Here is a 24,353-nt window from a genome sequence, read left to right as displayed (position 1 = left end):
AAGGAAAATCACGCCATGCAGGCGAGATAACCAGGGCTTGAGGTACTGGATTAGTGATCCAGGTAGATATAATTTTGCCAGCTTTTCATCCGCAGCAAAATTTTCCGCATGATCGCCACATGGTGCATTTTATCGGAATACACGGCCACTTCAGCAAACACACCGTCGGGCAAGTGATACTCACTGATATCATCCTCAAGCCTTATTTTCACTGGCATCAACCCTCGGTGGGTTGCCACCATATCCATCGAGCGCAACATCGTTCCACCGGCCTGCATCTCACCTTCCCCGAGAGCTGGCATCGTTTGTACGACCTTGGCTTTAAACACCTTTCCCGGGATACTAGGGAACAGCACCTCAGCATCATAGTCGGATTTCAGCCTCAACGTGGCATTCTGCCGAAAACTGGCGATAATAAAATGATCGTCCTTGTCGGTGGAAATGAAGTTCATTGTCGGTCTCAACGGCAAACTCGCCGCCATCATCCCCGGACGGACACGCAAGTGCGTCACATAACCATCCGACGGAGCTTTCACCACAGTGCTGTCCAAATCAAATTGTGCTCGATCCAATTCCGCCTGAAGCTGGACCAGCACATCTGTTTTCTGTGATTCCAATTCCAACTTCTGTCTGGCTAAATTGGCTTTCCGCTCAGCCAGCACGGCTTCGGCAGAGATATAGAACTGACGTCGGTTCTCAAGGCTGGTTTCAGAAACAGCACCGCCAGCCGATGCCTGAGTGAAGCGCTCATAAGATTGGAACGTCCGGTCACGCTCAGACTGGGCTTTATCCACTGCGGACTGAGCCTGCTCAACCATCTCGTTCATTTGCTTGATCTGGGCTTTGGCCAAATTAAGTATCGCTCGTTTCTGATCGACAATCGCCTGAAACGGAACGGGGTCAATCCGCAGTAGCACATCGCCTTTTTTAACAAGCACATTGGGTTTGACCGGTATTTCAACCACAATCCCTTTCACGTTGGGAACGATCGGAGTCGATACAAACGCCCTCACCGCAGTGCGCGAATGTGGATGATTGTAGTTCATCAAAAATACCAATCCGCCTACCAAAACAATGCCACCCAGCACCGCAGTTGGCACCGTCCACTTGTTTAAGGGGATTTTAAATATTTTAAAGATCGCAACACACAGTGCCGTGTAAGTAAGAATCAATAGCAGGTCCATAATAGTCGGTGTAAATGTTTAACAATAAAAACGGTTCACTCAGGCTTCAACTGTTTCCTCTCCTCCGCCTTCTTTCTTGGGCAAGGCCGTGGCTTTCAGCTCATCCATCTCCTTGCGCATTTGTTTCATCTGTTTCTGAAGCTCCAAGACAGCCTCTGCCTCAGTCTCGGGCTTCCCATCCGCACTCAAAAACCCCCAACCTCTATCCTTCCGATAAAGCGTTGCCCAAATCCAGAGAAACGGCCAGAGCACATGCAAGGTGAACAAACTCACCCATCCGGCTACGTGAATGGCATCCTGGTGCGGGTGTCCCCGGTGCTGCGCAATTTCATACGGTATATCGTGAATAGCAATGACCCCATAAAAAATGATGATCGCCACTGCGATGAGTATTCCTAGAGCAACGTAGTCCAACATAACAATAAAGATGTAAATTGATTGAGATAACCGGACTCGCTTCCTGAAGCCTCGGCAAACACGAAGTTAGCAGAGGGTACGTTTGACTCAAGTTTATTTCATCCCGTAAAAATCAACACAAAGCCACACCTCCTACTCGCTACTCCCTCTGAAGGGACCGGAAATAACTCGTCCCTTTTTTTCTAACCTTACCAGCTGAACACCTAGCATCCACCATCCTGTGAATCATCCGTCCTTCTTTACAATCGTATGCCTGCCTTCCGTCGCCCTCACTCTCAGTCTCTCACCTCTGACAATGGCTGCAGACCTCATCGGAGTCACCCAGAAAAAATCAGGGAAAACCCTTCAGGTGGAGGTCATCAATCTCGCGGGCAATCAACTCACATTTAAGACGAAAAACGGCAAACGCTATACCATCGATACAAAAACCATCACCAAGGACTCCCTGCAAAACATCCAATCCCACCTAGAGGCCCAAGCAGCGAAAAGCGCCGATGCCTATGGACAAATCAACAAGGCCGTCTCCCACCCCCTGTTCGAAGGAGCAAGCTCACTTTGGAATCAACCCGCGGGTGATGTCGCCCAACGACTGAAGTGGCCCAAAGAATCCGAAACCGATCAATCGAGAAGTTTCCGTTTTTACACGCACCGCAGCCCTGATTATCAGTTTCTAGGTGCCCACCCGTATTCGGCAACTCTCTATGGTGGTGAGGATGGCAACACCACCCACCTTTCACTCGTTTTCGCCAACAAGGGTGACTTCGGCAGCACCGCTGGATTTGGCGAAGACCACTTCAAAAAAATCCACCCGGAAACCAAACCACCCACCTCGCTAAAGGAAGCCATCGAAACCGATGCCCGACTGATTTCAACGGCACTCACCCAATGCCTCGGTGATCCGGAAAAACAATACTACGGAGAAAAAGAGGACCGCCGGCGCGTTCTGAGATGGAATATGGGGGAACACGCCTTCCTACTCTCCGAGGTGGACGAGGAATACACCAGCCTGCTGATCGTCCCCAAAGCCAATGCCGATCTGGAAGGCAAAGTCGCCTTCGTCAAAGACTCCGACCTCAAACAAATCGTCAAAAAAAATGTAGTCACCCAAAGCAACGGCGACATCCTGATCAAAAACATCCCCATGGTAGACCAAGGCCCCAAAGGATACTGCGCCCCGGCCACCTTCGAGCGCGCCATGCGCTACATGCTGGTGCCCGCCGATATGTACTTGCTCGCCACCGCCGCCACCCAACCGGGCGGAGGAACCAATACCATGCTGCTCGCTGACAGCTGCAAACGGATCGTACGCAGTAAAGCCCGCCGAATCAAAGACCTGGACCTGGAAAAAGACCTCAAAATCCGCCGGATCAAAACCTACATCGACAAGGGCGTGCCGATCCTCTGGTGCATGCGCAGTCTGGACAGCTACAACCAAATTGCCAACAAACGCACCAAGGAACGAGCTGCGGTGAATGATTTTGCAGCTTGGAAACAAGACATCTCCGCCGAAGCCGAAAGCGTAGCTCCAAGCATGGAAAACAACGAATCCAACCACCACATCTGTATGATTGTCGGATACAACCCCGAAACCGAAGAGCTAGCCGTCAGCGACTCCTGGGGGAAACGCTATGAGCTGCGCTGGATCCATATTGACATCGCCAAGGCTGTCACCAGTCGGGGTGGATTTGTCATCGATCTGTAGCCTTCATCTTTCTTCATCTCGTTTGTGAAGTGCTGATAGATATAAGCTGCTACATCCATTCATCCGGCAAAGCCGGAAAGGACAATTTTGCCCACGGATTTGCCAGACTCCAACAAAGCGTGGGCTTTGAGTAAATTCGAGGCACTTATGGATCCGAAGCTTTCCGCCAGAGTCGTCTGCAAATCCCCGGCATCAACCATTTCGGCAACCGCGTTAAGAAGCTCTCCCTGACGGTGCATATCTTCGGTTTGAAACAAGGAGCGGGTAAACATCAACTCCCAGTGGATGCTCACGCTTTTCAATTTGAACGGCATCACATCCAGCTCATCCGGATCGTCAATCAGTCCAAATTGACCCTGGGGTGAAATACATTCGACAATCTCCGCCACATGACTACCGGTGTGCGTTAGGCTCGCCACATAATCGACGGAGGAAATGCCTATTTTTTCCAGCTGCCGGGTGAACGGTTGGTGATGGTTGATCACATGGTCTGCGCCCAAGGATTTCACCCACCCAACCGTATTTTCCCTGGATGCCGTCCCGATCACGGTCAGCCCGGTCAGGCGTTTGGCAAGCTGGGTCATCATTGAGCCCACTCCACCGGCAGCTCCGATAATCAGGAGCGTGCCTCCGCTGTCCTCGGTCAAACCAAATCGATCAAACAACATTTCCCAGGCCGTGATACTCGTCAATGGCATCGCTGCGGACTCCACAAACCCCAACGACTCCGGCATCTGCCCGACAATCCGCTCATCCACCAAATGATACTCAGCATTGGTCCCCTGTCGGTCCAATGCTCCAGCATACCACACCTTATCACCAACCTGAAAATCCGCCACCCCATCACCTACCGCTTCAACCACCCCACTGGCATCCCAACCCAGAACTTTGTATGCGCCTTCCTCCGGCACAGAGCGCATCCGGACCTTGGTATCCACCGGGTTGACGGAAACAGCCTCCACCTTGACCAACAAATCCCTACCCTTCGCTTCCGGTTTCGGAAGGTCCATATCGATCAAAGCATCCGCTTGATCGACAGCCAGTGATTGAGTGTATCCAACAGCTTTCATCGCAAATCATCCCTTTCCTTTATTAAAACAACAGTCGAGCGGTCAATCTATCCACGGTCACCGCAACTGTCAAAGAGGAAACAAAACAATTCCGTTCGATAAGTTAGGAAACACAAACGATATTCGGCCAAAGGTCAGACATATTTAAGCGATATGAATTTTTCTTGTTTCAGCCACGGGATCTTCTATAATGCTAGAATCTCTTATTCCGATATCTTCGGCTATCGGGCTTCAGAATCTACCACCCCCACGTCATGAACCCATCCATCACCCCCATTGCCGGACTCATCGGACTTGCTGTCGCCCTGATCATCCTCCGCCAGATTCTCAAACAACCGAGTGGCGAGGGGAAAATCCGGCACATAGCCCAACAAATCCACCGTGGTGCCATGATTTTCATGCGCCGGGAGTTTACCTTAATCTCCCTGTTTGCCATCGTCATTGGCTGTCTGTTGTTTTTCTTCCAGAAAGAAGCGTATGGAAAACAGCAAGCTCTCGCCTTCTTTCTCGGCTGCCTGGCCTCTTCCTTTGCCGGATTTGTCGGCATGTTTACGGCCACCAAGGCCAACGTCCGAACCACTATTGCCGCCCGTCATCATGGGCAGTCAAAGGCGCTGACTGTGGCCTTTGGTGGTGGCTCGGTGATGGGCCTCACCGTTGCCTCGATGGGACTGATTGGTCTCGGAGGACTGTTTTATGTTTTTCAGTCGAGCCCACACGTCGCTGAGATCATGGAAGGCTTTGCCATGGGAGCCTCGCTCGTGGCCCTCTTCTACCGGGTGGGTGGAGGTATCTTTACCAAAGCAGCCGACGTCGGGGCCGACCTGGTCGGCAAGGTGGAAGCCGGCATCCCGGAAGATGACCCACGCAACCCGGGGGTCATCGCGGATAATGTCGGCGACAACGTCGGCGATGTCGCCGGTATGGGCTCCGACATTTTTGAATCCTACTGTGGTGCCCAGATTGCCACCATCGCCATCGCCGGGGCCATTGCTGCCCGCGCTTCAGAACAAACGGAGCTCCTTGAAAAAATCGGTCTCAGCGCAAGCAACCAGGCGGAACTCGCGGTCAAGGCCAACGAACTGATGTATCTGCCACTGGCACTAACAACCATTGGTCTGTTTTGTTCGATTCTCGGCATTGTTTTGGTTAAAGCCACCGCTTCCAAAAATCCTGCCAGCGCCCTGCGCTTTGGCACCATTGGCTCGGCCATTCTCTTTATTCTGGCAACCTTTGCCTTGGTCCATCAATGGGGCTTAAGCCCTCGCATGGGGATGGCCGTGCTCTCTGGAGCCGTCGGAGGCATCATCATCGGATTGATCACCGAGTATTTCACCGGAGGCAAACCTGTTCGGGACATCGCCCGATCGGGAGAAACCGGTGTCGCCACGGTGATGATCACCGGCCTTTCCGTAGGTATGAAGTCCGTGGCCATACCCGTAATCACCCTCGCTGGAATCATCTTTATCTCCTTTGAATTCGCTGGATTGTATGGGGTCGGTCTGGCCGCAGTCGGCATGCTTGGAACCGTGGGCATCACCATGGCCATCGATGCTTACGGGCCGGTTGCCGATAACGCGGGCGGGATCGCAGAAATGGCCAAACTCGGCCCCAATACCCGCAAAATCACGGACGGTTTGGATGCCGTGGGCAACACCACCGCCGCCATCGGCAAAGGTTTTGCCATTGGAGCGGCCGGTCTCGCAGCTCTCGCCATGATCACCGCCTTCATCCAGAAATCCGGCGTCGGCCACGACTTCGATTTTTCCGATGACTCCGTGTTACGCACCTTTTTTGTCGGCCTCTTCATCGGAGGCGTCGTTCCCTTTGTGAATGGAGCCATCACCATGGATGCTGTCGGAGATGCAGCCTACGACATGATTCGAGAAATCCGCAGGCAGTTCCGCGAGATCCCCGGCCTGATGGATGGCGAAGCGGAACCGGACTCCGAAAAATGCGTGGAAATTGCCACCCGCGCAGCCATGCAACGTATGATCCTGCCGGCCTTGCTCGCCGTCGGAACCCCGGTGCTGGTCGGTTTCGGGTTCAAATTTTGGGGTGTCGGAGCCATTGCTCTGACAGGAACCCTCTGTGGAGCCCTGTTAACTTGTATTTTACTCGCCCTCTTTATGTCCAATGCCGGAGGAGCTTGGGACAACGCCAAAAAATACGTCGAAGATGGTCACTGCGGAGGTAAAAACTCGGAAACCCACAAAGGCTGCGTGGTTGGCGACACCGTCGGAGATCCGTTTAAAGACACCTCGGGGCCATCGATGAATATCCTGATCAATGTGATGTCGATTGTCAGCCTCGTCATCGCCCCGCTGCTTTAGACATGAGCTCGCCTTGGCAAGCCCGAGCCACGCCCACCTCATCGATCAATGGCGGCATGAGGCATGCTGCTACTGCCCCCAGCTTCACCTCCTCCCGGACACACCTAGCAAAACATCGGGTAAGTGATGACAGCTTACATTCAGACAAACCGTATGAGGTATTATGACTTTTCGTATACTCCTTCTCGCATTAATCTCCTGTGGCACCGCCATTGTTCAGGCAGATGACCGCCCCAACATTCTGCTGATCGTTGCCGATGACATGGGCTACGGTGATCTCTCCTGTTATGGGTCCAAACAGATTTCCACACCACATTTGGATCGGCTGGCCGCGCATGGCGTCCGCTGTACCGATGGATACGTCTCAGGCTCTGTGTGTGCCCCGTCCAGAGCTGGATTACTAACTGGAAGGTATGGGTCACGATTTGGTTTTGAACACAACCTCCACCAACCTGATTACCTGCGTCCGGAATTTGCCGGAATCCCACTGGATGAACCACTGATCAGTGACCGCTTAAAAAAGCTGGGGTATCGCACCGGCATCGTGGGAAAATGGCATGTGGGAGAAGCGCTACCAGAACACCACCCGAACGCCCGCGGGTTTGATTTCTTTTTTGGCATGCTCGGTGGCGGACACTCATACTTTCCAACAAGCGATCAGAACAAACTCCTGTATAACAGGGAAAAAGTATCAAGCATCCGCGTCCCTTACCTCACGGATTGGTTCACGCTTGAGGCCCTCGATTTCATCCAGGGCCAGGGCAAAGCCAAAACAACAAACCAAGAGCAACCATGGTTTTTGTATCTCTCTTACAACAGCCCGCACTCACCAATGCAGGCGAAGCCGGAAGACATCGCACGATACAAACACATCGAGCCAAAAACCCGCCGCATCTACTGTGCCATGCAGCATTGCATGGATCAAAATATCGGAAAGATCATCGACCATCTTCAAAAAAACAAACAGCTCGAAAACACTCTGATTGTTTTTATCTCCGACAACGGAGGGTCTGTAGAAGTGAGTCACGCGGTCAATGCCCCGCTGAATGGCAGCAAAGGAACCTTCCTCGAAGGAGGTATCCGGGTACCCACGATTTATCACTGGCCCGCACAGCTTCAACCGAAGGTGTACCCCCAACCGGTGATATCACTGGACTTCATGGCTACCTTTGTCAGCGCAGCTCAAGGCACACTTCCCGAGACCAGCTCACTAACAAAAAAGAAAAAACGCCGCATCTACGACAGCGTCAACTTAATCCCCCACTTCAAAGGTGAGATCACAGAAGTCCCCCACCAAACTCTTCACTGGCGAACCGTCCTGCGCGGCTCAGCCATCCGCTCAGGCGACTGGAAACTGCTCATTCCCAACAGCAGCATGCCGCAGCTCTACAACCTTGCCCAAGATATTGGAGAAACCAACAACGTCATTCACAAGCACCCCGAAATCGTCAAACAACTGCTCAAAAAGCGGCTTCAATGGGAAGTCAGCCTGGAACGCCCACCGATGTTTGCTTCCGCCGCCTATTGGACAGGCTACAGCGCGAAGCTCTACGCAAAAGACTATTCCCGCGTTCAGCCAGAGCCTGATGATTCGACGGATATCTGGTCGTTTCAACGACCAACAAAAAAATTGGGGACCCGCCAAAGCGAATCCCCAATTTCCAGACAAACTGAATAATAATTCAGCTAAAAATCATCGTGTCCACATTAGAAGGTCACGGTAAGGACGGCACCACCGAGGAAGAGGTCTTCGCTGGCGTCGGCGTCGTATTCATTGTTGAGGTCAGATCCTGCACCCACAAACTTGGCGTAAGGAGCGAGGGTTACACCTTCACGGATTTCCCAAGGAAGGGCGACACTGGCATACCAGTGGTTGAACCCGTCGAGGTCACCACCGTCAACGTCACCGTTGTAGTCAAAGCTCCAAGCCGCACCGACAGCAAAGTCGAGACCAAGGCAATCAGTCAGAGAGAAGCTCTTGGTAGCTTCCAACTCAAGGTAACCACCTTCGATCAAATCAAAGTCGTAAAAATAGGTCAGTCCAAGGCCGATTCCCCATGCCACTTCTGTGGAAGCACCGACGTAGAACTCCTGGGTGTCGGCATCGCTGTCACCGGGGAAAAGGTAGTAGGTGTAACCAACGCTGAGGTCGAAGTGCTCAAAGCTCTTGGTCAAGCCAAGGTAAAGGTCAAGCTCGTCGAAGTCGACGTTGTCGGCATACCAGAGACCACCACTCAAAGAGAGTGTGTCGGAGATGGCATAGCTACCGTCGATACCCGCTTCCCAGAGGTCGTCACCAAAATCAACACCACGGAACTCATAAATCGAGTGGTATCCAGTGTGGATTTCAAATTCAAACGGAGACTCGGCTGCAGGAGCGGGAGGCATTTCAGTGGCGACGCCGGCGAAGGCAGGGGCCGCTACAAGCAGACTGCTGCCAAGAATAATGGATTGGATTGATTTGTTCATAATCAAATCACCTTCCAGCAAACACCGTGCCAATTGTATCATTTCCACATCATGCTTCTGGCCTTTTATTATTCGAACGCACAATCCCGACGCCAGATCGTCAATTTTTCATCCCGAAGTTTGCCTGCACAATTCATGATCACATCCGCGTATGGATAGAAAATCATGGCCCAACCACTCATGACCTTACACCACACTCTTCTGATCTTTCTCACCACCTTGTCTTGCCTGTCACTCACACACGCTAAAACGGCCCGCCAAGACACACGCCCCAATATCATCATCATGATGGTGGACGACCTCGGCTACTCGGACTTCGGCTGCTACGGAAGCGAAATCCAAACCCCGAACATCGACAGCCTCGCATCCAATGGGCTGAGGTTCAGCTCATTCTACAACACCGCCAAGTGCCACTCATCGCGAGTCTCCCTGCTCACCGGTCTCTACAGCGATCAGGCAGGTGATTCCAAGCTAAGCCGGGGTGTAACCATTGCCGAAGTCCTTGGCAAAGCGGGGTACCGCACCGCCATGGTCGGCAAATGGCACCTGACCAAAGAGCCCACTGACCGCGGGTTTGAAAAATATTTTGGTCACCTCTCCGGCGCGACCAATTTCTTCAAAGGAGACAAATCCTTCCGCTTGAATGGGCAAAAATGGGACGATTTCGGCCCCGACTTCTACACCACCGATGCCAACATCACCTTTGCCACCCGTTTTCTCGATGAAACCCGCCGAGAGTCACCCGACAAACCGTTTTTCCTGTACATCGCCCACAACGCTCCACACTACCCGCTTCAGGTCAAAAAAGAAGATTACGATAAATACCGAGGCATCTACGATACGGGCTGGGATAAGATCCGAGCCAAGCGTTTCCAAAAGCAACGGGACATGAAACTCATCCCGGATGGCTGGAAACTTGCACCTCGCCCGGAGCTCGTTCCCGCCTGGTCAAAGCTCAGCGACGAAGACAAGCAATGGGACACCCGACGCATGATGGCCTTCGCCGGCATGGTCGACCGCATCGATCAAACCACCGGGAGCCTGGTCAACTATCTCAAACAAAACCAACTGTTCGACAACACTCTGATTCTCATCTGCTCCGACAATGGTGCCTGCCCCTTCGATCGGACAAAAGGCAAAGACAAAGACCCATGGGACCCGGAGTCCTACTGGTGTTACGACACCGGTTGGTCCCACGTTGGCAACACCCCGTTCCGCTTACACAAACAAAACCAACACGCCGGAGGTATCTCCTCCCCCCTCATCGCCCACTGGCCAAAAGGAATCACAGCCAAACCCGGAAGCGTCACCCACCAACCAGGTCACCTCATCGACTTCATGGCCACCTGCATCGACCTCGCCGACACCCAGTATCCTACCAACTGGCCCGACATCGAGCTGCAAGCTCTGGAAGGAAAGTCATTGGATCCGATTTTCAAAGGAAAACAACGGGCCGGACACAAGGAACTCTTTTTTCGATACAGCTCCAACCGCGCCATTATCCAAGGCGACTACAAACTCGTCACCCACCGAGCCTCCCAATGGGAGCTCTACCACATCACCAACGACGGCACGGAAATGCACAATCTCGCCAGCAGCATGCCGGAAAAAGTCAAGACCATGGCTCAACTCTGGCACCAGATCGCTAAAAAGAAAGGCCAACTCAAAGGCAAAACCAATGCTCCGGTATCGGGGAAAACTCCCCCGCGTCTAAAAAAATCGGGGGTTCCGGAAAACAAGGGGAAACAAAAAAAATAAGGCCGCCCGGGGAAATTCACCCGAAGCGGCCTTAACATAAGTTTCACTCACTCCTATCAGGACTCCCAGTTGTAGGCTTCCTCACCGTGATCCGTCCGGTCAAGCCCCCCGTCTTCGACCTCTTCAGCCACACGAAGTCCTCCACAAAGCACCTTGGCGACCGTCAGCGCAAAGGCTGCAGCAAGGCCACTCCAGACGATCGTAACCATCACGCTCTTCGCCTGAATCCAAAACTGCAGCACACTGCCACCGTCTTCGCCCCGGATGAACACCCCCGTCAGCAAAGCCCCAACAATCCCCCCCATGCCGTGCACGCCAAAAACGTCCAGGCTGTCGTCGTAGTTGAGTTTGTGCTTCAGCGTGGTGACGGCAAAATAACACACCAAACTTGAAATCGCACCCATCGCCATGGCTCCCATGACGCCCGCGGATCCGGCAGCCGGAGTGATCGCAACCAAACCAGCAACGGCACCTGTGGCGGCACCCACAGCGGTCGGCTTTTTGGAAATAATCCATTCAAGCGCCATCCAGACAACCACCGCAGCTGCCGTCGCAATCTGAGTGGTCAACATTGCCATTCCGGCGCTTGCGCTGGCTGCACCCGCCGACCCGGCATTGAATCCAAACCAACCGACCCACAGCAAGGCGGCACCAATCAGGACATAAGGCACATTGTGAGGCACCAATGCCGGCCCGGGGAACCCTTTGCGTTTCCCCACAAACAAACAGGCAACCAAACCGGCGATACCGGCATTGATGTGCACCACGTTACCTCCGGCAAAGTCGATCGCGCCCCAGTGATGGAACAAGCCACCCCCCCAGGCCATGTGCCACATCGGCAGATAGGAAAGCACCGTCCAGAGAATCGTAAAAATCAAAACTGCCGCAAACTTCATTCGCTCGGCAAAGGCCCCGACAATGATTGCGGGACTGATAATGATGAAGGTCATCTGGAAGGTAATCCAGACACTCTCAGGGATACTTCCTGAAACGGACTCATCCGTGAGATGGTTGAGGAACAACATCTTGGAATCCCAACCGAAAAAGGCATTGCCCCCCTCACCTGCGGCCACGGCGTAACCAAAGGCCACCCAGAGCAGAGACATCACACCGGCCATGGCAAAACACTGCACAAAGATACTCAACACGTTTTTCGCACGGACCAACCCGCCGTAAAACAAAGCCAAACCGGGAAGGCACATCATCAACACCAGCAAGGTGGAAGTCAGCATCCAAGCGGTATCACCGGAATCAATACTCGCTTCGGCCTCTGCGGCCATCACGGAAACGGAACCCGCCAGCATCACAGCCGCGGAAAGTAGGAATGTGTTCAATGTTCTCATAATCACTTGGGTTTGTCTGATTGCTCGCCGTCCCAATTTTTTTTGCCCGATTCTGGAATCAAAAAAACAATATGAAATGACGCGCGCGTGATTTTTAAGCAATGGCCATGCCAACCTTCGAAAAAAAATTATTACCCCGGGGACATCGGAATTGGCACGCGGAGTGCTAGATCCGCAAGAGTCTAAATCAGACCCGCGAGGGTCCCAACAACCAAAACAACACAGCCCATGACCATCAAATCCATCCTACCGGCCTCCCTTCTCCTGCTCGGAGCGGGCACGCTACTTGCAGCAGACGAACCCAGCGAATATGCTAAGTTCGAGGCGAGCGCAGAATATGTGAAGTTCGCATTGAACAACCTCTGGATCCTGATCTCCGCAGCTCTTGTCTTCCTCATGCACCTCGGCTTCGCCAGTCTTGAATCCGGCCTCTGCCAACGCAAAAACACCGTCAACATCCTGTTCAAGAACTGCTTCATCATCGCCATGGGCGTGCTGACCTACTACTTCGTTGGCTTTAATACCCACTATCCCGGTGATCGTGGAGTGGACCCCAGCGCATGGAACGGCTTCCTGAGCATCGGTGGCATGGCTGCTGCTGAACCTGGCACCGCCGCCAATTTCACCTCCGAATACAACGCAGGCTACACCTACTGGTCCGACTTTATCTTCCAGGCCATGTTTGCAGCCACCGCCGCCACCATCGTTTCCGGTGCGGTTGCCGAGCGCGTTAAACTGACCTCCTTCCTGATCTTCGCCACCCTGCTGGTTGCCTTTGCCTACCCAATCGCCGGTTCCTGGCACTGGGGAACTGGTTTCCTTGCCGACAAAGGGTTCTACGACTTTGCTGGATCCACCGTGGTTCACGCCTTCGGCGGCTTCGCAGCCCTCGCCTGTGTGATCGTGCTCGGACCCCGCCGTGGCAAATACACCAAAGACGGCCTGAAGCCCATCCTGCCATCCAACCTTCCCCTGGCCACCATCGGAGCTTTCCTGCTCTTCCTCGGCTGGTTCGGATTCAACGGTGGATCGGTCCTCTCCGCTGACGCCCAGGGTGTCTCCACCGTCTTTGTGACCACCACCCTCGCCGCCTGCGCCGGAGCCCTTGCCTGTATGGCCACTTCATGGATCGTGCTGAAAAAGCCTGACCTTTCCATGACCCTCAACGGATTCCTCGCCGGTCTGGTCGGGATCACCGCCGGAGCCGACGCCATCTCCCCAACCATGTCCATCGTGGCAGGTGGTGTGGCCGGCGTGATCGTGGTCTTCTCCATCCTGTTCTTCGACAAAATCAAGATCGACGACCCTGTCGGTGCCATCTCGGTGCACGGTGTCTGCGGTATCTGGGGAACCCTTGCTGTTGCCTTCTTCGGAGGTGCATCCTTCAGCTCTCAGTTGATTGGTATCATCACCGTTTGCGCCTTTGCCTTTATCTTCTCCTTCGCCCTCTTCTTCCTGCTGAAACTCATCATGGGTGTGCGTGTCGACGAAAAAGAAGAACACGAGGGACTCGACGTTGCCGAGCATGGAGCCCCGGCATACAACGAGTAATCAGCCAAACGGTTTTTTCATAACTCAAAACCCCCCCCTAAAAAACCTCAACACCCCCTCCCCCCCCACCAACCCCCTCAACCGGGTGAGCCTCAGAGCTCACCCGGTTTTTTATTGTTCCCATCGTCATCCTTGACAGCCCAAAGCTAAAACTCGAAACTCCCCTTATGCGCACCCTGCTCGTCGACAACTCCAATACCCGGACCAAGTTCGCTCTCTCCGACGACAAGCAACTGCTCGACTGGCGTGCCATCATCCCAACAGCTGACATTTCCGCCGAGTCCTTGGCCCATACACTCGCCAACACTCAGTGGGACCGATCCATCATTAGTTCGGTTGTTCCCGCCAAAGCCTCGACCCTCGAGGAATACCTCAAGGCCAAACCCTGCCACCTCGTCAGCTACAAAAGCCAACTCCCGATTGGCATCGACTACCCCTACCCCGAGCAAATCGGAGCCGACCGCTTGGTCAACGCCGCCGCCGCCCACGTGCTCTACGGCAGCCCGTCCATCGTACTCGATTTCGGCACCGCCGTCACCTTCGATGTCATCACTGCAACAGGCGCCCCCAATCACCAGTCACCCAAACCAGCGCCCGCGATGTATTGTGGCGGCGTTATTGCCCCCGGCCTGGCCGCAATGACCGAAGGCCTGGCCCGACGCACTGCCCTGCTTCCACAAATCGAACTCGAAGAACCTGAGCGGGCCGTGGGAAAATCCACCGAGGAAGCCATGCTTGCCGGAGCCGTCTATGGTTATCGGGGCTTGGTCCGCGAAATCATCACGGAACTTCGCAAAGAAATCCCCGGAGAGCCCATCATCATCGCCACTGGCGGCGATGCCCCCCTTATCACCCGCGGACTCCCTGACATTCAACACCTCGCCCCCCAGCTGACTCTCGAGGGGCTGAGCATCCTGGCGGACCTCAATAATTGACAATCCCTTTGCCTATTCCATTTTTGGTTTTACCTTGAGCCACGTTTTCCCTTTTATTGAATCATGTCCAACACACCACTTTCCCTCGGCATCGACTTTGGCGGCACCTCTATCAAAATTGGTGTTGTCCGCGGCAGCGAAATCCTAACTTTCTGCAAACCCATCCTCACTCCGGAATATGAAACGCCATCACAACTGATCAAAGCGATCAGTGAAAGCGTCAAAGAGCTACAGAAAGACTACCCGGGCATCGTCGGTATCGGCGTTGGAGTTCCCGGTTTTGTCAACTTGGAAAAGGGGTTGGTCTACCAACTCACCAACGTCCCCGGATGGGTCCATGTCCCACTGCGCGACCAACTCCAGTCACTCACCGGTCTTCCATGCACCATCGAAAATGATGCCAATTGCATGGCCTACGCCGAGTGGAAACACGGAGCCGGGCAAGGCATGGAACACCTGCTCTGCCTCACCCTCGGAACCGGCGTCGGCAGCGGTATCATTTCCAACAACATGCTGCTGCACGGCAGCCACTCAACCGCAGGAGAACTCGGCCAAACGTCCATTCACTACCGGGGTCGTAAAGGAGCTTACGGAAACCTGGGAGCACTCGAAGACTACATCGGCCATAACGAAATCACTGCGGATGCCATCGTGGCCTACGCCGACCAAGGAATCACCAAAACCAAAGAAGAGTGCGGCCCCTACCAGTTGCAACTCGCTGCCGAGGCGGGCGACACCGTCGCCATCGATGTCTGGCGCAATATCGCGGAAAAACTGGCTTGCGCCATTGTCAACGCCTGCTGGCTGCTCAACCCCGAAGCCATCATTATCGGTGGCGGCGTCGCCAAGGCCGGAGCCTTGATCTTCGATCCACTCGAAACCTTCATCCGCACCCAGCTCTCCACGGCTTTCTACAGCCACCTGAAAATCTTCCCCGCCCACTTCAGCAACGACGCCGGCATCATTGGCGCGGCCACGCTCGGGCTGGAAAACGCACAGGCAGAAAAGTAGGACCGATTTCCAATCGGTCGACAAACTGAGTTGATGACCATCCCTCACCAGCAGGCATCACCTGATTGTCGACCGAGACTTTCCTTGCCGATGCAGGGGCTGGAGTTCAATCGACTGACAGCGTTCAATACCGTAATGGGATTAAACCGTTTGCGCTGATGCATGCATGGTAGAAGGGGGCGTTTCAACGCCTAAAGGGTGTCTATCCCCATACGGACTCATCCCATGCGGACTCCTAACGGGCCCCACTTAACAAACAGTCCACTCCCAACGAGTGAAAGTGGACTGAAATTATTTTGTCTGATACCATTTGATCTGTTAAATTAGCTGACTGACTCATCATCTTAAAATCAAACCATTCTGCCAATTTAACTGGGAGAATGGTTTGATTACCGAAGATCGGTTTAGAGTCCCTCAGGAAAATCCTCACGGAACTTGGCGACCAACTTCTCGGTCCAGTCGCTGTTCGGCTTAAGACGTCCTACGAAGAAACGCAGCACTTTGGGCTCGTCGTAGAACTCGAGCCCTCCAACCAGATCACGGTTCTTGTAGAGCCACTTGACTCGGTCTGCCACATACTTGACCTGGGAGAGAGTGAACACCCGGCGAGGCATGGCAAGTCGCAGGAGTTCCACTTCGGAGGCCACGTCATTGCCATCGGCGTCACGGTCCATCGAAATGGTTCCACGTTCCATCCCGCGGATTCCAGAGATGATGTAGAGCGCAACGGCTAGGGCACCAGCCGAATATTCCAACTGCGGCACGTGTGGCAGGAACTGCTTCGCATCGAGGTGCGCCCCCAACCCACCGGCCGGAGTAACCACCGGAATACCGGCCGCATCTAGGTCGTCGACCAGATATTTGATAAACTGGGGCGACTGGCTAATCATGTTCATATCCAATATTTCCTGAAGACCTACTGCCATGGCCTCAATCTCACGCACTGACATGCCACCGTATGTGAGGAATCCCTCGAACAATGGCACCATGTCACGCATGCGGAGATAGTGCTCCTTGCTCTTGGTTGCAATACCACCACCACGGGTGCAGCTCACCTTGCGGCCAGAGAAATAAATGACATCCGCCAAGTCGCACATCGCACGAATGATGGTCTTGATGTCGGCATCCTTGAATTCCTCTTCACGAGTTTTGATAAAATAGATATTTTCCGCAATCAGACTGATATCGAGGACGATAAGCAGGTCGTTGGTATCACAGACCTCGCGCACCTCCCGCATGTTAGCAATTGAGAACGGCTGACCGCCAATCAGGTTGGTTCCCGCCTCCATACGCACGTAGGGCACATTTTCTTTACCGACGGTTGCTATCTTCGCCTTCAGCTTGTCGATGTCCATGTTGCCCTTGAAGGGATGGTTGCTCTTGATCTTAAGAGCCTCATCGGTAAACAGCTCGTCAATGGATCCGCCAGCGTATTCAATGTGAGCCTTGGTGGTCGTGAAGTGGAAGTTCATCGGGACCACGCCATCCTTCGTTACAAACGCCTGACTGATAATGTGTTCGGCGGCCCTTCCCTGGTGTACTGGCAGGAAATACTCGGTTCCGAGGATATCGACAATCGTGTTGTAGAGTTTTTCGTAGGATGCCGAACCCGCATAGGCGTCGTCTGCCACCGACATGGCCGCAACCTGCTGGTCACTCATGGCATTCGTTCCACTGTCCGTGAGCATATCGAGAAACACATCCTTGTTTTGTAGCAGGAAGGTGTTGCAACCTGCGCCTTCGATCGATTTGACCCGCTCCTCCACAGGAAGCAGGTTGAGTTTTTGGACTACCCGCACTTTATGCATTTCAAGGGGGACAAATTCTCCGCTGGCGAACTGGACTGATGAGTTACTCATGATGGTATTGGTACTATAATGTTTGGTTTGTCTGGATTGGCTAAAGCACACGACACCCCGTTTCCGGACGAACTGGCGCAATGCTCGGCCAAATAGTTTCAGTTTTTCCAGGCCGCAGCGGAAGCTGGGGCAATGTAAGAAACTTATTTTGGGTTACGGAGGTAAAGGTTGCTTTCATAAAGAGCTACCTATTAGCACCCTAGTGCTTCACTTCGAATTTGAGAATAGCCTATCTTGCTCATTGTTGCGCATTTCACAGCCCTGAAAAGGGTCACTGGTTACACTGGTCATACCCATTCCAAATCCGAATCGAAACGGGTTATCCGGGCTGTGATTTCCATACACCGGGATTCCAGATGTATTTTTTTGTCGCACCGATCATTCGACAGTTTCAACGCGGAGGGGAAATAGGGCCCGGCATGAATGTCACTTGAGTTTCTAGGAATTGGCTTTTTAGATGAGGAATTCGGGGATGCTTTCATCGGGCATAGAGAATACATACACACATCCTATTTGACTCGAGATCAGGCATCTGAATAGATACCCGTCTCCCATGAAAAAATCGATTCTCTCCCTTATTACAACCGCTCTGCTGATTCCTGCAACTAGCCAGGCAGCAGTTGTCCTCGACACTTCTCACTACCCTCAACTTGAAATTGGGTTTTTCGGCGAACGAGCCCAAACCTTTACGGTAAGTAACACTGGGACACTCTCATCAATCCACCTCTATCTGAGCACACAAGGCGTTACTCCTACTGTGGATTTGGAGTTTGATGTCAGAACTACTGTTGGCGGTGTACCAACGGAAGCGGACACAGGCCCTAACATTCTTGCAAACTTGTCGATCCCAGCTCTGAATATAACATCGAGAGCCACAGTACATGGAATCCCCCTTGTTGCAGTTGACTTAACTCCATACAACATTTCGGTCACAGCTGGTGACGTCTTAGCCTTTAGAGTTAACGACCCGACAAATAACACGGTAGCCATCGGAGCCAGCACTCAGCCTGGCGCGCTTACAAATGGAGAAAGCGAATACGGCCGCGAACCCGCAGGAACACCACCATGGACCCCTTTCGTATTACCTTCGAATCTGATTTTTGAAACCTATGTCACCACAGTCCCTGAACCAAGCAGCTCAACCCTGCTTGCCATGAGCATCGGCTTTGCATGCTGCCACCGTTCAAGGAGAAACCAATAAAATCAAAACTTCAACAACGCCTCCCCTCCGTACGAACTCGAAAATGGCTTCGGCCCTTCGGTGTTCTCAGGAACTGCTAGATAACCAGACAAAAAAAAACCACTCTCTTTATCGGGAGAGTGGTGGTAATCGCTAGGGCAAACAGATATGTTTGAATTATTTTCTGCGGCGTAGGATCAGTGCCAATCCACCAAGACCGAGCAATGCGGTGGATGAGGGCTCGGGAACCAAACCGGGACCTTCTGCCAGTAAGGAGGAAAGGTCCACGGAGGCGTCATTGTAGATTTTGACGTTAGCCATATCCATGGCAAACAATGAGTCGGAGTTCCGATTGACGCCAAGTCTGAATTCATTCAGCCCTCCGGGGTTGGAGTTTTGGTTCATTACCAAGACAGGCGTCACGCCCCCTTCGCTGGTGATATAAACTTGAGTATAGTTATCTCCCGCTCCGGTTTCTTTGCGGATGACCGTGTGATACCAGGTGTCAGTGCTGAGGTTGCTTTCGGCGTAGGTCAGGGTGGGGCTTCCGTTGGAGACAAACCGCATATTGCTGCCACTGTTATCAAGTTGCCAAGAGAAGCTTGCGTTGGCATCGTCGCTGGAAAAGAGCCCTTGGTAATTTCCCTGGGCAAGGTTGTTTGTTTTCCACCAAAATGAGACCGTGAAGTTGGCAACCCCCGTCGTTCCATAAGCCGCGGTCTCCAAGAAGGCGTGGTTGCCGCTTGAGCTGTCGTTGCCTGGAAATGCTGCCGAACCATCGGCATTGATGCTGACTGCTCCTGTGCCATTTTGCACATGGGTCAGGGTGTAATTCGCACCCACTTCATTGTCGGTAAGGTCACCGTCAGTGAAGTCATAGTGAGCGACCAAGCCTGCTGAGACATAGCTTGCTGACGCGAGAAATGTGGAGATTAATAGGAGGCATAATCGAGTCATAGTTCTACCCGTATAGCTTTTTTTAGGAATCAGTAAAGACAGAAATCAAAGGCGCTCAGTCGGCGTGTTGCCTCATTAAAGCGAACACCGAAAAAATGACTGCCTGCCGAGAATAGCTACCGTTGCCTCATCAATAGGGACACTCTAGGCAGAACATGGGGCAGAACATGGTCCTAATGGAATGGATTACCCCCACCCTGTGTATCCCGAGCGAGATTTATTTGCGGCGCCTCAGAAGGAAGACGAGACCGCTGAGTCCTAAAAAGGCTGTCGATGCGGGTTCTGGGACTGCATTGATACTGAGAGCTGCGACAGGGTCATCGACACCTGAGACGAACGTAAAGGTATTGATTTCATCCAAGTCGCCCTCAAACCAGTTGCCTGCGAATCCGCCGGGATTTACTGCGAGGTGAGCCGAGTCATTGTGAACTGGAGTTCCATTTGAAGTTCCAGATTGAGCCACGCCATCAATGTAAAAAGTGGATGTGCCATTATCACGAATGACCGCCAAATGGGTCCACGTCCCGGAAGTGACGGCTTGACCGACTCCATCAGTAGCTCCAATCCAACCTACGTTGTGATAACTCGCAGTCCAAACTCCACCAGCAATGCCTATTTTAAGGCTACCATTATTATTATTCCCTGTTTGAAAAACACTAATCGCACTTTGAGTCAGGTTGCTTGTTCTTACCCAGAACTCAACCGCAAAGTTATTAGTAGCCAATGCCGAGAAGTCTCCTGAATAGCTGCCATGATTGGTTCCGTTGTAGGAAAGATGGGCTGCTGGCAACTTGCCTTTGAAGCGAGGTATTCGGAGGAGCTGCCATGAGCTGACAAAGGAACAAATGTCTACTTAGGAACTGTCCGCTTGACGACACAGAGAATGTTCATACGAACAAATATAAATCAAACAAGGAATCAATTCTTCGATTTAAGCCCATGTCAATCAAGCCCGAGCCCCTCCCCCTATCAGAGCCTAACTCTTCACCGCGTTAGCGAATTTGATGCAGTTTAAATACCAATCAAAAGGAGATGACTCAAATCAGGGAGGCTGGCTACCCCCATCCCCTGATGGGGGGGCGTTTCCTATCGCAGCCCGCATGGACAAGCCATCCTCAGGATAAAATTTCCAATTATCCGTAATTTTTACGTGCCATATTCCGGGAGCATGCCTAGTTTGGGTAGCAATCATCGCTATCTCATGAGTCAAATCGGCAAGCTACACATCGATCCATCTTCTCCCTTCTTTATTCTTGGTCCCTGCGCCCTCGAACTTGAAGATTTTGCCTGGCAAATGGCACGTTCCCTCAAGGAAATCGCCGAAACCACTGGCATCCAGTTCATCTTCAAGGCCTCCTACGACAAGGCCAACCGGACATCCGTAGATTCTTTCCGAGGCCCCGGGGTCAAGGAAGGATGCCGCATCCTTGGAGAAATTGGCAAAGAGCTCGAAATTCCCGTCACTACCGACGTCCACACCGCGGAGGAAGCAGAAATTGCATCCGAAACAATCGATTTTCTCCAAATCCCGGCATTTCTCTGCCGCCAAACCGATCTGCTCGAAGCCTGTGCTAAAACAGGCCGGCCGCTGAACGTCAAAAAAGGACAATTCCTCGCTCCCTGGGATGTCAGTAACATCGCCACCAAACTCGAACATTTCGGCTGTGAGCACTATTACATCACCGAACGCGGGTCCTCATTCGGCTATAATAATCTGGTCGCCGATATGCGCTCACTTCATTGGATGCGAGACATGGGTATGAAAGTGATTTTTGACGCCACCCACGCCGTTCAACGACCTGGCGGCCTCGGTGGCACCACAGGAGGCGATGGAGAACTTGCCCCCGTACTCGCCCGAGCCGCAGTTGCCACCGGTGTTGACGGACTGTTTATGGAAACCCATGTCAACCCGGACAAAGCTTTCTCCGACGGCCCAAACCAAATTCCGCTCAACGAGATCGAATCCACGGTGACTCGTCTTTTGGCGATTCACCAGGCTGCCCACGGCAAGATCTAACCCCCGACGCACCGAGCGCCGTGCCTTTACCTCTGAACACATTCAAACTCCCATCCCACAGGATAGCCTGGATTCTTGCGGGGATCTCGCTGTTGCATGGCCAGCCCGCTTTCACGGCGGAAGAAAAGGAAGAGGCCCAAAGCCCGGCACGCACCGCCTTTCCCACCCTGGATATTCTTCCCGAAGGAAGTATCCTCCAGCGGGTCCGCCTCCCTCGTTACGACAAAGACTACAACCCTGAATCCTTGCTTAAGGCCGACCGCCTCACCGTGCTCGACCAACACCGTATCGAAGGCCACCACGTCACCATCGAACTCTACGACAAAGATGGCACCGTCCGGGCCCATACCGAAATGGCCCAGGCGATCTACAACCAACAAAACTCCACCCTTCACGCCAGTGAAACCATTACCCTCAGAGGTGATTTAGAAAAACAACATTACCGGGCAAATGGAACCGGCCTGATTTTTCACTGGAACCAAAAACGCGGATTCCTGTTAGGACCCGCAAGCACCGAATTCCTCAGCAAACCCGTCGACACATCTTCCGCCATGCAGCTGAAACCACATCCCCGCCTACTGACATCCTCGCTCGCGATTACCGCCGCAATCACCAACCTAACACAAGTTTCGGTTGCCACACCTCCCACCCCACTAACAGAAGCACAACTAGGAGAGCTGGATCAACTTGCAAAACCAACAAGCTCAGTGATCGAGCACAAGCAGCAAGAAGCCGCGCGCTCACTCGAAGAAGAACGGAAACTCATGCAGACGGCGGACGACACCATGGCCCCGTTTCTAGAAAGCATCGGTCAGGGAGCACTGCTGGTCAGTACTGCCGCTCCAACCAAAGCAACTTCCACCCCGCAGGTGAACGTAAAAGACACCACGCCAAACACAGGTAACAAAAACAGCACAAAAAAAGAAGCCCCCCCCCAACTTCTCGAAGTCAAATGTGATGGAGGTCTCTATTTTGACACCGACACCGGCGTTCTCGCCTACCTCAAAAATATTCGCCTCAAAGAGCCTCGTTTTGAACTCACCTGCAGCGACGAACTGAAAGTGTTCCTCGAAAAAAAACAAGTGGAGGCCAAAACGGCAAAACCAGGCAAGTCCAACAAAAAATCGAAGATCGAAACACCTAGGAACGAAACACCGAAAACCGCCCCCCCAACAAACACCCCGGAAACAAAGCAGCCGAAGTCTCCCAACAAGCAAACCAAGACCGACAAAACCAAGGAAGAGGCAAAAAAAGGTGACGAAAACTCACTTGCAGCCTCCTTTGGCGATCTGAAAAAAATCGTCGCTACCGGCAGCGTCCGCATTATTCGAAAAGACGAAAAAGGACAGACCTACATTGCCACCAGCGAGACAGCCAGCTACGATGCCAAAACCGGTGAGATGATCCTGCGCGGAAAGAAACCACGCATCCAGATCGGAAAACACCAATATGTCCAATCCGAGGAAGACAACAAGTACATCAAAATCGAGAAAAATGGTAAATTCCTGCTTGAAGGGAGAGCCACCACGGTCATCGACACCAGCCAAGCCAAGCTTTCATCAGACAAAGATAAAAAGGCAGCCCCTAAAAAAACGGCCCAACCCTAAGGCCTCATTTCCCATTCCTCATTCTTAATTTCCACCTCCTTGACCATGTCTGAAGTGAGCGCCCCAGAAAACCACGGCCCTATCCACGTTGGAACCAACTCCCGTCGTGTAGCCCCATCGCTATTGGAAGCCCAGGGACTGATGAAAACCTACGGCGGCCGAACCGTCGTCAACAACGTCCACCTCAGTGTGCGCGAAGGCGAAATCGTCGGCCTTTTGGGGCCCAACGGAGCCGGCAAAACCACCAGTTTCTATATGATCGCGGGGCTGATCCCACCCGATGCCGGAGTTGTCACCTTCAGCGGTAAAGATATCTCCACCCTACCCATGCATAAACGGGCCCGGCTCGGCATGGGCTACTTACCCCAGGAAGAGTCCATTTTTCGCCATCTCAGTGTTGAAAACAACCTCAAGGCCGTGCTCGAAACCCGTAAGGACCTCAGCCGGAAGCAGAGGAACATGCGCATCGACGAACTGCTCGAACGCTTCAGCATCACCCACATCCGCAAATCCGAAGCCCTCGCCCTCTCTGGCGGAGAAAAACGCCGACTCACTCTGGCCCGATCCCTCTGCACCAACCCCAGCCTACTGATGCTCGACGAACCTTTCAGCGGGGTCGACCCCATCGCCGTTGGTGATATTCAAAGCATTGTCCGTGATTTACGCGACAACGACGGGCTTTCCATTCTGATCACAGACCACAATGTGCGGGAAACACTGCACATCGTCGACCACGCCTACCTCCTCTACGAAGGCAAACTCATCCTCGAGGGTGAAGCCGCCGATATCGCCAACGACCCCCTCGCCAGAAAACATTACCTCGGAGAGGATTTTGTTCTTTAATTTCTACCCAACACACTTTAGATTTTTAATTGTAGAAATACGGAAATCATGTGCCATATTTCACCATAGTCACTCTCCCTATCTGATCGGAAATAAACAAAGAACGAAACCCAAACA

The 24,353-nt window shown here is 52.9% G+C and carries 19 protein-coding genes; 11 read left to right on the top strand and 8 right to left on the bottom strand.

From position 1 onward, the window contains the following. Positions 1 to 50: 50 nt before the first annotated feature. Both HW115_RS07410 and HW115_RS07405 read right to left on the bottom strand, forming a co-directional pair. Positions 51 to 1,184 carry an HlyD family secretion protein gene (locus HW115_RS07410; protein WP_178931949.1) on the bottom strand — a complete coding sequence of 378 codons (1,134 nt, stop codon included), beginning with the start codon at positions 1,182 to 1,184 and terminating at the stop codon, positions 51 to 53. 39 nt (positions 1,185 to 1,223) lie between these two features. Beyond that, a complete protein-coding gene (locus HW115_RS07405; RefSeq protein ID WP_178931948.1) occupies positions 1,224 to 1,601 on the bottom strand; it encodes a DUF3302 domain-containing protein in 378 nt (125 codons plus the stop codon). Positions 1,602 to 1,896: 295 nt separating this feature from the next. Here HW115_RS07405 and HW115_RS07400 point away from each other — a divergent pair, with 295 nt between their 5' ends. Further along, complete coding sequence (locus tag HW115_RS07400) at positions 1,897 to 3,303, top strand: C39 family peptidase (protein WP_178931947.1); 1,407 nt, start codon at positions 1,897 to 1,899, stop codon at positions 3,301 to 3,303. Between the two features lie 59 nt (positions 3,304 to 3,362). Here HW115_RS07400 and HW115_RS07395 read toward each other — a convergent pair whose 3' ends face one another. Then, complete coding sequence (locus tag HW115_RS07395; protein WP_178931946.1) at positions 3,363 to 4,373, bottom strand: zinc-binding alcohol dehydrogenase family protein; 1,011 nt, start codon at positions 4,371 to 4,373, stop codon at positions 3,363 to 3,365. A 254-nt stretch (positions 4,374 to 4,627) separates the two neighbouring features. Here HW115_RS07395 and HW115_RS07390 point away from each other — a divergent pair, with 254 nt between their 5' ends. Then, positions 4,628 to 6,706 carry a sodium-translocating pyrophosphatase gene (locus tag HW115_RS07390; protein WP_178931945.1) on the top strand — a complete coding sequence of 693 codons (2,079 nt, stop codon included), beginning with the start codon at positions 4,628 to 4,630 and terminating at the stop codon, positions 6,704 to 6,706. A gap of 163 nt (positions 6,707 to 6,869) precedes the next feature. Then, positions 6,870 to 8,384 carry a sulfatase-like hydrolase/transferase gene (locus HW115_RS07385; protein WP_178931944.1) on the top strand — a complete coding sequence of 505 codons (1,515 nt, stop codon included), beginning with the start codon at positions 6,870 to 6,872 and terminating at the stop codon, positions 8,382 to 8,384. A gap of 29 nt (positions 8,385 to 8,413) precedes the next feature. On the opposite strand, the gene HW115_RS07380 is transcribed toward HW115_RS07385, so the two are convergent. Further along, on the bottom strand, positions 8,414 to 9,175 hold the full coding sequence (locus HW115_RS07380) for a TorF family putative porin (protein WP_178931943.1): 762 nt from the start codon (positions 9,173 to 9,175) through the stop codon (positions 8,414 to 8,416). Between the two features lie 165 nt (positions 9,176 to 9,340). Between HW115_RS07380 and HW115_RS07375 the strand changes: the two genes are divergently transcribed. Further along, the gene (locus HW115_RS07375; RefSeq protein WP_178931942.1) at positions 9,341 to 10,933 is read left to right on the top strand and encodes an arylsulfatase; all 1,593 of its coding nucleotides are present in this window, start codon (positions 9,341 to 9,343) and stop codon (positions 10,931 to 10,933) included. 56 nt (positions 10,934 to 10,989) lie between these two features. On the opposite strand, the gene HW115_RS07370 is transcribed toward HW115_RS07375, so the two are convergent. After that, on the bottom strand, positions 10,990 to 12,276 hold the full coding sequence (locus tag HW115_RS07370) for an ammonium transporter (RefSeq protein ID WP_178931941.1): 1,287 nt from the start codon (positions 12,274 to 12,276) through the stop codon (positions 10,990 to 10,992). A gap of 228 nt (positions 12,277 to 12,504) precedes the next feature. Between HW115_RS07370 and HW115_RS07365 the strand changes: the two genes are divergently transcribed. The 3 genes from HW115_RS07365 (at position 12,505) to HW115_RS07355 (ending at position 15,773) form a co-directional block, all read left to right on the top strand. Next, on the top strand, positions 12,505 to 13,827 hold the full coding sequence (locus tag HW115_RS07365) for an ammonium transporter (protein ID WP_178931940.1): 1,323 nt from the start codon (positions 12,505 to 12,507) through the stop codon (positions 13,825 to 13,827). A 167-nt stretch (positions 13,828 to 13,994) separates the two neighbouring features. After that, positions 13,995 to 14,762, top strand: a complete 768-nt coding sequence (locus HW115_RS07360; RefSeq protein WP_178931939.1) for a type III pantothenate kinase — start codon at positions 13,995 to 13,997, stop codon at positions 14,760 to 14,762. A gap of 63 nt (positions 14,763 to 14,825) precedes the next feature. Beyond that, complete coding sequence (locus tag HW115_RS07355; protein WP_178931938.1) at positions 14,826 to 15,773, top strand: ROK family protein; 948 nt, start codon at positions 14,826 to 14,828, stop codon at positions 15,771 to 15,773. A gap of 404 nt (positions 15,774 to 16,177) precedes the next feature. Here the strand turns inward: HW115_RS07355 and HW115_RS07350 are convergent, their stop codons facing one another. After that, the gene (locus HW115_RS07350; protein ID WP_178931937.1) at positions 16,178 to 17,632 is read right to left on the bottom strand and encodes a tryptophanase; all 1,455 of its coding nucleotides are present in this window, start codon (positions 17,630 to 17,632) and stop codon (positions 16,178 to 16,180) included. A 553-nt stretch (positions 17,633 to 18,185) separates the two neighbouring features. Here HW115_RS07350 and HW115_RS07345 point away from each other — a divergent pair. Further along, positions 18,186 to 18,833, top strand: a complete 648-nt coding sequence (locus tag HW115_RS07345; RefSeq protein ID WP_178931936.1) for a hypothetical protein — start codon at positions 18,186 to 18,188, stop codon at positions 18,831 to 18,833. Between the two features lie 156 nt (positions 18,834 to 18,989). Here the strand turns inward: HW115_RS07345 and HW115_RS07340 are convergent, their stop codons facing one another. Both HW115_RS07340 and HW115_RS07335 read right to left on the bottom strand, forming a co-directional pair. Next, on the bottom strand, positions 18,990 to 19,769 hold the full coding sequence (locus HW115_RS07340; protein ID WP_178932146.1) for a LamG-like jellyroll fold domain-containing protein: 780 nt from the start codon (positions 19,767 to 19,769) through the stop codon (positions 18,990 to 18,992). 217 nt (positions 19,770 to 19,986) lie between these two features. Next, positions 19,987 to 20,559: a LamG-like jellyroll fold domain-containing protein gene (locus HW115_RS07335; RefSeq protein WP_178931935.1), complete on the bottom strand. Its 573-nt coding sequence runs from the start codon at positions 20,557 to 20,559 to the stop codon at positions 19,987 to 19,989. 411 nt (positions 20,560 to 20,970) lie between these two features. Here HW115_RS07335 and kdsA point away from each other — a divergent pair, with 411 nt between their 5' ends. The 3 genes from kdsA to lptB are packed head-to-tail and all read left to right on the top strand — an operon-like array spanning position 20,971 to position 24,236. Further along, positions 20,971 to 21,786, top strand: a complete 816-nt coding sequence (gene kdsA, locus HW115_RS07330) for a 3-deoxy-8-phosphooctulonate synthase (protein ID WP_178931934.1) — start codon at positions 20,971 to 20,973, stop codon at positions 21,784 to 21,786. A 20-nt stretch (positions 21,787 to 21,806) separates the two neighbouring features. Further along, complete coding sequence (locus tag HW115_RS07325; protein WP_178931933.1) at positions 21,807 to 23,393, top strand: hypothetical protein; 1,587 nt, start codon at positions 21,807 to 21,809, stop codon at positions 23,391 to 23,393. Between the two features lie 45 nt (positions 23,394 to 23,438). Beyond that, positions 23,439 to 24,236 (top strand): LPS export ABC transporter ATP-binding protein, encoded by a 798-nt coding sequence (gene lptB / locus HW115_RS07320; protein WP_178931932.1) that lies wholly within the window; start codon positions 23,439 to 23,441, stop codon positions 24,234 to 24,236. Positions 24,237 to 24,353: the final 117 nt, after the last annotated feature.

The sequence above is a fragment of the Oceaniferula marina genome (genome assembly GCF_013391475.1).
Lineage (GTDB): Bacteria > Verrucomicrobiota > Verrucomicrobiia > Verrucomicrobiales > Akkermansiaceae > Oceaniferula > Oceaniferula marina.
The sequence above is the reverse complement of the archived record's forward strand: the minus strand, read 5'-3'. Positions and strand labels throughout refer to the sequence as shown.

Coding starts and splice junctions, on each gene's coding strand:
- HW115_RS07410 (WP_178931949.1), bottom strand. CDS start 1,184: ATGGACCTGCTATTGATTCTTACTTACACGGCACTGTGTGTTGCGATC.
- HW115_RS07405 (WP_178931948.1), bottom strand. CDS start 1,601: ATGTTGGACTACGTTGCTCTAGGAATACTCATCGCAGTGGCGATCATC.
- HW115_RS07400 (WP_178931947.1), top strand. CDS start 1,897: ATGGCTGCAGACCTCATCGGAGTCACCCAGAAAAAATCAGGGAAAACC.
- HW115_RS07395 (WP_178931946.1), bottom strand. CDS start 4,373: ATGAAAGCTGTTGGATACACTCAATCACTGGCTGTCGATCAAGCGGAT.
- HW115_RS07390 (WP_178931945.1), top strand. CDS start 4,628: ATGAACCCATCCATCACCCCCATTGCCGGACTCATCGGACTTGCTGTC.
- HW115_RS07385 (WP_178931944.1), top strand. CDS start 6,870: ATGACTTTTCGTATACTCCTTCTCGCATTAATCTCCTGTGGCACCGCC.
- HW115_RS07380 (WP_178931943.1), bottom strand. CDS start 9,175: ATGAACAAATCAATCCAATCCATTATTCTTGGCAGCAGTCTGCTTGTA.
- HW115_RS07375 (WP_178931942.1), top strand. CDS start 9,341: ATGGCCCAACCACTCATGACCTTACACCACACTCTTCTGATCTTTCTC.
- HW115_RS07370 (WP_178931941.1), bottom strand. CDS start 12,276: ATGAGAACATTGAACACATTCCTACTTTCCGCGGCTGTGATGCTGGCG.
- HW115_RS07365 (WP_178931940.1), top strand. CDS start 12,505: ATGACCATCAAATCCATCCTACCGGCCTCCCTTCTCCTGCTCGGAGCG.
- HW115_RS07360 (WP_178931939.1), top strand. CDS start 13,995: ATGCGCACCCTGCTCGTCGACAACTCCAATACCCGGACCAAGTTCGCT.
- HW115_RS07355 (WP_178931938.1), top strand. CDS start 14,826: ATGTCCAACACACCACTTTCCCTCGGCATCGACTTTGGCGGCACCTCT.
- HW115_RS07350 (WP_178931937.1), bottom strand. CDS start 17,632: ATGAGTAACTCATCAGTCCAGTTCGCCAGCGGAGAATTTGTCCCCCTT.
- HW115_RS07345 (WP_178931936.1), top strand. CDS start 18,186: ATGAAAAAATCGATTCTCTCCCTTATTACAACCGCTCTGCTGATTCCT.
- HW115_RS07340 (WP_178932146.1), bottom strand. CDS start 19,769: ATGACTCGATTATGCCTCCTATTAATCTCCACATTTCTCGCGTCAGCA.
- kdsA (WP_178931934.1), top strand. CDS start 20,971: ATGAGTCAAATCGGCAAGCTACACATCGATCCATCTTCTCCCTTCTTT.
- lptB (WP_178931932.1), top strand. CDS start 23,439: ATGTCTGAAGTGAGCGCCCCAGAAAACCACGGCCCTATCCACGTTGGA.